Origin of the sequence: Streptomyces katrae (assembly GCF_000966975.1) — a bacterium.
GTDB classification, from domain to species: Bacteria; Actinomycetota; Actinomycetes; order Streptomycetales; family Streptomycetaceae; genus Streptomyces; species Streptomyces katrae.
This window is the reverse complement of sequence record NZ_JZWV01000467.1, coordinates 1-7731: the sequence shown is the minus strand read 5'-3', so window position 1 is coordinate 7731 and position 7731 is coordinate 1. Positions and strand designations below refer to the sequence as shown.

The window sequence follows — 7731 nt, the reverse complement described above, 5'->3', positions numbered from 1 at the left end:
GGTGGTGCTGCTGTCCACCGACTTCGTCACCGCCGACCTGACCAAGGCGGCCGCCAACGCCTTCCTGTCCACGAAGATCTCGTTCGCCAACCTCGTCGACGACGTCTGCCAGGCGGCCGGCGCGGACTCCAAGACCGTCGCCACCGCCATGGGACTCGACCCGAGGATCGGCCCGTTCGGTCTGACAGCCGGCCTCGGCTGGGGCGGCTCCTGCCTCAGCAAGGACATCCGCGCCCTCGCCGACCGCGCCCAGGCCCTGGGCCAAAGCGGCGCCGCCACCTTCTTCTCCCACGTCGACTACACCAACACCGCACGCCGCGACCTCGCCGTCACGCACGCCGAATCCGTCCTGCCCGGCGGCCTGGAAGGGTCGGTCGTGGCCCTGTGGGGGGCCTCCTACAAGCCCAACGTCGGCGACATCAGCGACTCGCCCGCCCTGGACATCGCCCTGCGGATGCACCGCGCGGGCGCGGAAGTCCGCGTCCACGACCCCAGCGTCAACGACCTGGTACGGCGCCACCACCCCGAACTCACCGTGGTCGACGCCCCCGCCGAGGCCCTGGTCGGGGCCGGGGTGCTGATCGTGGCCACCGACTGGCCGCGCTACACCGCCCTGGACCCCGCGTCGTTCGCCGACAGCACCACCCGGACCGTCATCGACGCACGCCGCTGCCTGGACCACCAGACGCTTGGGGCGTTCCGCCACCACACCGCTCAGGAGGCATGAGCATGGACCGGCTGTTCGACCATGCCGCGACGCACCGGGGCGTGTCCGGAACCTGCGGCTGGGTCGTCGCCCCCGTACGCGGCCTCGACGACCCGCCCGCCCTCCAGGGCAGGTACATCCTGGTCGCCGACGACCTGACCCTGGCCGACACCGCGGCCCTGGACCTCGGCCTCGTCGCCGGGTTCTGCACCGCGAGCGGGGGCCCCACCTCCCACACGGTGCAGGTGGCGCACGGCCTGGGCATTCCAGCCGTCGTCGCGGCCGGCCCCGCCGTACTAGACCTGGCGCCGGGTACCGTGTGCGCCCTCGACGGCACCGGCGGTCTACTGCACGCCGGCCTTAACGGCCCCGACCTCCACCAGGCGATCGCCCGTGAGGACGAGCAGGCCGCACAGGCCCAGGCACAGCGCGAAGCCGCCCTGGCCGCCGGCCCGGCCCCGGGCGGGGTCAGCCTCGCCGCCACGTTCGTCAAGCCGGAGCAGGCCGGCGAACTCACACGCACCGCTGCCGCCGGAATCGGTCTGCTGGCCACCGAACTGCTCTTCCTGGGCCGAGAACACGAGATCACCGACGAGAACGCCCACCACCAGGCCTACCTCGACCTGGCCCGCGCGGTACACGGGGCGGAGATCACCGTACGCACCCTCGACATCGGCGGCGACAAACCGGTCCCCGCACTCGACCTGCCGCACGAGGACAACTCCTTCCTCGGTGTGCGCGGCCTCCGGCTGGCCCTGCGCCGCCCGGACGAACTCCCGATCCCCCAACTGCGCGCCCTCTACCGCGCGGCAGCAGACGGGGCACGGCTGCGGATCATGTTCCCGATGGTCACCCACCTCGCGGAGTTCACCCAGGCCGCAGCGCTCGCCGAGGACGTACGCCGACGACTCATGGCGCCGAAGGTGCCTCTCGGCGTGATGGTGGAAGTGCCGGCCTGCGCCCTGGCCATCGACCGCTTCGTCAAGCACGTCGACTTCCTCAGCGTCGGCACCAACGACTTGACCCAGTACCTTCTGGCCGCCTCGCGCACCAACCCGGCCCTCGCCCGTGACATCGACCCCCTGCACGTAGCGGTGAACCGCACCATCGCCCACATCGCCGACACCGCCGGCCCCGCCGGCGTGCCCGTTTCCGCCTGCGGCGGCCTGGCGGCCAGCCCCGTGGGCGCCGCCGTCCTGGCATCGCTGGGCGCCAGCAGCCTGACCGTGACCCTCCCCGCGATCCCCGCCGTCCACGAGGCCCTCACCCGCCTCGACGACACCGCCCGCCAGTCCATCCGCGACGAGGCCCTCACCACCGGCGGCACTGGCCACCTCACCCGGCACGTCACGGCCCTCCTCGGCCTCTGAACCGACCGGCCGCGCTGCGGTCCCGGGGCACGACACGTGCCCCGGGAGCGCCCACCACCAACCCCTGACCGGAAGGGTCGACTTCGTCATGCCCGCCACGCCCCGCCCGATCAACGTCCTGCTGGTCGGCGGCTGCGGCCACTGGGCCGCCACCGAGAACCACGTCCCGGCCATCCTCACCCTGCAACGCCAAGGATTCCCCGTCAGGGTCAGTGCCATCTGCGACCCGCGCGACCCCTACGACGAGAACCTCCTGCGCCACATGCCCGACCTGCTGGACCTCCTGCGCTACGACCGCCCCCAGTGGATCCGCCCCGGGCAGTCACCCGAAGACCTCGAACGCCGCCTGGACGCCGCCCACGCCGGCCAGCCGTTCGACGTGGTGATCGTTGCCTGCGACCCCGTCGCCCACTACCCCTACCTGTACTGGGCTACCCGCCGCGGCATCCACGTCCTGTGCGACAAGCCGATCCTCGCCGCCGCGGACGCGGCCTGGGACCCCCACGCCGCCGCCACCATCGACACCCACTTCAACATCCTGCTCAAGGCCCACCTCGACCATCCCGGCCACCTCTTCGCCATGCCCATGCGCCGCCGCGCCAACGACGCCTTCGTCGACTCCTCCCACCTGATCACCGAGGTCTACGAAAAGCACGGCCAGGCCCTGACGATGGCCAACTTCACCGTGACCGGCGGACACTTCCGCCTTCCCGAGGAGTACGGCCTCGGCAACGCCCACGGCTACACCCACGGCGTCGGCGCGCTGGCCTTCTCCAGCTACCACTACATCGACCTCATGGCCTGGTACCTGCGCCTGGCCCAAGGCCCCGTCACCGCAGTGCGGATCACCAACCACTACGTGCGCCGCGTCGGCGACTACCTCAACACGGGCCAGAACCGTCCCCTCGAAGCCCTCCTGCGCCCCCTGTCACCAGAGCCCGCCGCGGCAGTCGGCCTGGACCGACGGACCGCCCTGGCGGAGATGGACTTCGCTTTCACCCTCGAACTCCTCGACGACGCCGCCCGGGCCCAGGGCTACCTCACCTACACCTTCACCTCCAACAGCTACTCCCACCGCCAAGTCGGCCTTCAGGAGGCCGACCGCGCCGGACACCTGCCGTTCAGGGAGAAGGGCCGGATGTCCCAGTTCGTCATCGACCTTCACCAGGGCCCGCTCCAGCACGTGCGCGTCAGCAAGAACGACGTGGTCGGCGACCGCTACCGGATCCGGCTCGAACACCGCCGCAACCCCCTCATCGACGCCTCCGGCGGACGCTACGCGGACACGGTCTACGAGAACGCGCACAGCGCCAGCACCGTCACCCCCCAGGCCATGACCGCCGAGTTCCTGCGCGCCGCCGCCGGCTGCCCGCCGGACGAGCTCGTCGCCCGCCGCATGACCTACCTCGTGGGCCAGACCTTCACCCATCGGATCTACGCGGCCATGTACCGGCTGATCGCCGCCCGCCACGAAGCCGACACCGAGCACCGCACAACCACGCCGTCACTCCTCATCGACATCCCCCACTGACCTCCACACGCGCACCCGAAGGACATCGGCATGCACGCCCTCCCGGCCGTGGACCACGGCATCCTCTTCTTCCCCCGCGGCGGCTCCTCCCTTGTCGTCAAGAACCTCACTCAGCAGACGCTCGCCGCCGGCCGCCCGGCCCGCATCTTCGCCGGCTCACTCGGACACCCTGGCGCCTACTCCCACGCCCCCACGTTCTACGACGGCCTGCCCCTGACCGTCGCCGACTACAACCCGGCCGCCACCGCCCACACCCTCGGCGCGGACGCCCTCCTCCAGCCTGTGCCCATGCACCCCAGCTACGAGGACCGCCCCGGGGCCCCCGACCGGGTCTTCGCCGCCGTCGCACCGGCCACCGCCGACGCCATCGAGGCCTACTGGCGACACCACCTCACCACCCACCACGCAGGCCAGTCCGGCCTGCTCCACCTCCACCACCTCACCCCCCTGCACGGAATCACCCAAGACGGCCACCGCCCGGTGGTGACCACCCTGCACGGCACCGAACTCAAATTCCTCAACAACGCCCTGCGCCGACTCCAGCTCGCCGACGCCCTGGGCCTGTCCATCGCCGCCCTCGGCGAGCAGTACCGCACCGAACCCCGAGCCACCCTGCGGCGCATCACCCAGACCGCGAACGCCCCCGGCTTCGACGAGGCCGAGACCCTGCTCACCGACCGCTGGCACATGTGGACCCACGCCCGGCACTGGGTGGACCGCCTCCGGGCCTACGCGGCCACCAGCGACCGGATCGTGGTCATCTCCGAACAGGACCGCGCCCTCGCCCAATCACTGGTCCATATCCCCGACAGCCGGATCGACCTCGTGCCCAACGGAGTCGACACCGACCTGTTCACCCCGCCCGCCGCCTTCGACGACACCGACCGCTACAAGATCCTCCACCGGTGGCTCGTCGACGACCCACAGGGCTGGCTCCCCGGCCAGGCACCCGGCACCATCCGCTACACCACCGCCGACGTGCGCCGCCTGCTTCATGACGGCCAGGGGCGCCGCCGGCCGCTGCTGCTGTGGATGGGCCGCTTCCTCGCCTTCAAGCACCTCAACCTCCTCCTGGAGGCCATCGCCGCCCTGCGCGAGCGCACCCCTCTCCGCCCCGCGCTGCTGGTCCTGGGCGGCAACCCCGGCGAATGGGAGGGTACCCACCCCCACTCCCTGGCCTGCGACCTCGGCATCACCGACGACGTCTTCTTCGCCGGCTGGCGCCCCCACCGCGACCTCATCGACGGCCTGCACTGCTGCGACCTCCTCACCGCGCCCTCGGTGGACGAGCCCTTCGGGCTCGTCTACCTGGAGGCGATGGCCTCCGGCACCCCCGTGATCGCCTCCGCCAGCGGCGGCCCCCTCGGCCTCGTCACCACCAGCGGCCCCCACGCGACCGGCTGGCTCCCCGCCCCCGGCAGCCTCGTCGACCTCACCGCCACCATCGAGCACGCCCTCGCCAACCCGGCCGAGCTGGCCCGCCGAGGCCAGGCCGCCAGCCGGTTCGCCCGCGACCACTACTCCTGGCGCAGCCTCACCCCCCGCTACCTCGACATCTACGATCGGGTCGTCACCGACCGGAACTGACCTGGCCCCCGCAACGCGGGGCGCAGCCTCGCCATAGGGACGCAGCACGATTCCGGCACCGAAAGCAGAGCCGAGTAGGGTGGCGCCCGAGATCCGGGCGCCATCCGGACAGAACGGAACAACCCCTCTGAACCGGCACGAGAAGGATGGACAGAACATGGCAGAGCGACGCATCGCGGTGTTCGGCGCCGGATACATCGGGCTGGTGACCGGAGCGTGCCTCGCCGAGCTCGGCCACCACGTCACCGTCCGCGACATCAACCCCGAACGCGTCCGCATCCTCCGCGCCGGCGACGTCCCCATCCACGAACCCGGACTCGGCGACATGATCGCCCGCAACAAGGAACGCCTGACCTTCACCGAGGATCTCACCGAGGCCGTCAACGGCGCCGAGATCGCCTACGTGTGCGTGGACACCCCGCCCTCCGCCTCCGGCGACGCCGACCTCTCCCGAGTTTGGGCCGTCGTCCGCTCCCTGGCCGACGCCGGCGACCTGAAGGCCGTCGTCATGAAGTCCACCGTCCCCGTCGGCACCGGCGCCCGCGCCCGCGCCCTCCTCGACGAGATCGGCCTGTCCCACGTCGGCTACGTCTCCAACCCCGAGTTCACCGCCGAAGGCCGCGCCATCCAGGACTTCATGGCCCCCGACCGCATCGTCATCGGCCAGGACAACGACACCGCCGGCGCCCTCGTCACCGCCCTGCACACCGGCATCAACGCCCCCGTGGCCACCATGGACGTGAAGTCCGCGGAGATGGTCAAACTCGCCGCCAACGCGCTCCTCGCCACGAAGATCAGCTTCGCCAACGAGATCGCCACCCTCTGCGAGAACACCGGCGCCAACGTCACCGAAGTCCTCCAAGCCGTAGGCATGGACCACCGCCTCGGCGCCCACTTCCTGCGCCCCGGCATTGGCTGGGGCGGCTCCTGTTTCCCCAAGGACAGCGAAGCCCTGCGCCAGATGGCCTCCAACACCGGCTTCCACCCCCAGCTCCTGACCGCCGTCATCAACGTCAACAACATCCAGAAGCGGCGCGCGGTCCAGCACCTCAAGGACGAGCTCGGCGACCTCGCCGGCAAGCGCATCGCCCTCCTGGGCATGGCCTTCAAGCCCGGCACCGACGACATGCGCGAGGCCCCCTCCACTGTCCTGGCCAGCCGCCTGCTCGCCGAAGGGGCACAGGTCCGCTCCTGGGACCCGCTCGCCCGGCCGGCGGCCGGGGAACCCTGGGACTCCGCCACCCGCTACCCGACACCGATGCAAGCCCTCGGCGGCGCGGATGCGGCGGTCCTCGTGACCGAATGGCCCGAGCTCGCCGAAATCGACTGGACCGAAGCCCACCGCGTTATGCGTACACCGGTGATGTTCGACGGCCGCAACCTTCTCGACCCCGCGCGCCTGCGCGAGATGGGATTCCGATACACCTCCGTCGGCCGCCCCTGACTCCTCGACCACCCGCAAGGCTTCGTTAGTCGTCGGTCGGGCTCTGACCACTCCCTGGCCGACTATCCGAAGGGCGCCTCCCTCTATGGGCTGGCGCCCTTCGGCGTCAGGCCGAGTCACAGGGCGCCGCGCTGCGGGTACATCGATACGCGCTCCGCCGCGTAGGTGCCGTCCGGCAGCACCGGGACGATGTCCCTGGAGGACATCAGTGACCTGCTGCGCGCGATGAACCCCACTGCCGCGGCCAACCCGATCGCGTCCCTCGTCGAGACCACCCGCAGGGACGTTCCCGAGTTCGCCGACGTGGTCCTCACCGACGACAGCTACCTGGCGATTGGCCCCGCGCGGGATGCCCGGGATCATCTGCGCGACCTGGCCGCCACGGTTCCCCTTCAGGACCTGGCGCGGGCCTGGAAGACCGCCGAGGGCGTACGGCAGTGGGCCCTGGACCTGTGCGTCCGGGTCGAGGAGGAACTCGCTGCCGGGCAGCTGGGCGAAGGCGGCCCTGGAGTGGATGAACGGCCGCTACGCGATGGCTGGCCTGGCCGTGCTCAGCACGCTGAAGGACCGCGACCGGTCACCCGCCCAGCAAGCCCTCGACGCCTTGGTGCTGCTCTACCAGCTCGGGGAGCTCCATCGGCTCGACCGGCTCATTCCCGGCTGCCAGTGGCACCTCCTCGCCACCGACGGCTTGATGCCGCCATCCGTCCGCGGGCAGCTCCAGGACCTCATCAGCCGGAACGCGCCCCATGCCGGGCTGGGGTTCGATGTCAGACCAGCCTCGTAGCGTCGATAGCGAGGGTCCCGACCGGACGGAGCCCCGGAGGAGCGAAGGAGCGGGCCATGGGCGAGATCAGCATCGAGCGACAGCACCTTGACCACCTGCTGGCCGACAGCGCGAGCACGTACGGAGCCCCCTACCAGCAGGCCTTCGCCGAACTCGCCCAAGCGCGACGCGGCCGACCCGTCGCCGAGATCCTCCCGCTGCTGCGCCGCGCCGCAGACGACGCTCTGCTCGGCTTCACGGACGCGGATCTGCGCGAGCAGGCCCAGGCCATCAGCACAGGGGAGCCGTACGTCCTGCGTGTGAAGG

The 7731-nt window shown here is 71.2% G+C and carries 7 protein-coding genes; all 7 read left to right on the top strand.

What is annotated here, in order from left to right; all coding sequences use genetic code 11:
* On the top strand, positions 1 to 727 hold a 727-nt coding region (locus VR44_RS17490), incomplete at its 5' end, for a UDP binding domain-containing protein (RefSeq protein WP_045948443.1).
* Positions 724 to 2076, top strand: a complete 1353-nt coding sequence (locus VR44_RS17485) for a putative PEP-binding protein (RefSeq protein WP_094191716.1) — start codon at positions 724 to 726, stop codon at positions 2074 to 2076. The genes VR44_RS17490 and VR44_RS17485, both read left to right, overlap by 4 nt.
* Positions 2077 to 2164: 88 nt before the next feature.
* Positions 2165 to 3607: a Gfo/Idh/MocA family oxidoreductase gene (locus tag VR44_RS17480; RefSeq protein ID WP_045948442.1), complete on the top strand. Its 1443-nt coding sequence runs from the start codon at positions 2165 to 2167 to the stop codon at positions 3605 to 3607.
* 30 nt (positions 3608 to 3637) lie between these two features.
* A complete protein-coding gene (locus VR44_RS41285) occupies positions 3638 to 5194 on the top strand; it encodes a glycosyltransferase family 4 protein (RefSeq protein WP_052713663.1) in 1557 nt (518 codons plus the stop codon).
* Positions 5195 to 5351: 157 nt separating this feature from the next.
* Positions 5352 to 6638, top strand: coding sequence for a UDP-glucose dehydrogenase family protein (locus VR44_RS17470; protein WP_045948441.1), 1287 nt, complete (start codon positions 5352 to 5354; stop codon positions 6636 to 6638).
* 514 nt (positions 6639 to 7152) lie between these two features.
* The gene (locus VR44_RS17465) at positions 7153 to 7425 is read left to right on the top strand and encodes a hypothetical protein (protein ID WP_045948440.1); all 273 of its coding nucleotides are present in this window, start codon (positions 7153 to 7155) and stop codon (positions 7423 to 7425) included.
* Positions 7426 to 7481: 56 nt separating this feature from the next.
* Positions 7482 to 7731: hypothetical protein (locus VR44_RS17460; RefSeq protein ID WP_063778935.1), on the top strand; the 250-nt coding region annotated here is incomplete at its 3' end.

What these genes read in the sequence shown, in the direction of transcription:
- VR44_RS17485 (WP_094191716.1), top strand. Translation starts at nt 724, where the DNA reads ATGAGCATGGACCGGCTGTTCGACCATGCCGCGACGCACCGGGGCGTG.
- VR44_RS17480 (WP_045948442.1), top strand. Translation starts at nt 2,165, where the DNA reads ATGCCCGCCACGCCCCGCCCGATCAACGTCCTGCTGGTCGGCGGCTGC.
- VR44_RS41285 (WP_052713663.1), top strand. Translation starts at nt 3,638, where the DNA reads ATGCACGCCCTCCCGGCCGTGGACCACGGCATCCTCTTCTTCCCCCGC.
- VR44_RS17470 (WP_045948441.1), top strand. Translation starts at nt 5,352, where the DNA reads ATGGCAGAGCGACGCATCGCGGTGTTCGGCGCCGGATACATCGGGCTG.
- VR44_RS17465 (WP_045948440.1), top strand. Translation starts at nt 7,153, where the DNA reads ATGAACGGCCGCTACGCGATGGCTGGCCTGGCCGTGCTCAGCACGCTG.